This is a genomic window from Cognatazoarcus halotolerans (assembly GCF_009800965.1).
In the GTDB taxonomy this organism is placed as follows: domain Bacteria; phylum Pseudomonadota; class Gammaproteobacteria; order Burkholderiales; family Rhodocyclaceae; genus Cognatazoarcus; species Cognatazoarcus halotolerans.
In genome coordinates, this window is sequence record NZ_WUAF01000064.1 from 1 (window position 1) to 440 (window position 440).

Sequence of the window (440 nt, forward strand, 5' to 3'; positions counted from 1 at the left end):
AGCGAGGTGCTGTACCTGGACCGGGTGGAGACGCCGGCGCCGCTGCGCTTTTACCTGCACCCGGGCTCGCGGGTGCCGGCGCACTGCTCGGCCAGCGGCAAGCTGTTCCTTGGGCAGATGAGCCCGAGCCAGCGTCGTCGGCTGCTCGAGCATGTGCCGATGGAGCGCTACACGGCCAAGACGCTGACCACGCTCGAAGCGCTCGAAGAGGAGATCGCGCGGGTCAGGGCGGACGGCTACGCGTTCGATGACGAGGAGTTCCTGCCGGGGCTCTTCTGTCTTGCGGTGCTGGTGCCCAGCGCCGAGGGGCGCTCGAACACCGGCATCGCGGTGCAGGCGCCGGTGATGCGCATGGGCCGGGAGAAGGCCCTGCAGCTGCTGCCCGCGGTACAGCGCGCCGCCCAGGCCCTCGCAAAAATCGAAACCGAGGCAATGCCTGA

The 440-nt window shown here is 69.3% G+C and carries 1 protein-coding gene; it reads left to right on the forward strand.

The window, feature by feature from the left end; translation table 11 throughout:
- A partial coding sequence (locus tag GQB03_RS22670; protein WP_327517490.1) for an IclR family transcriptional regulator occupies positions 1-440 on the forward strand: 440 nt, incomplete at both ends.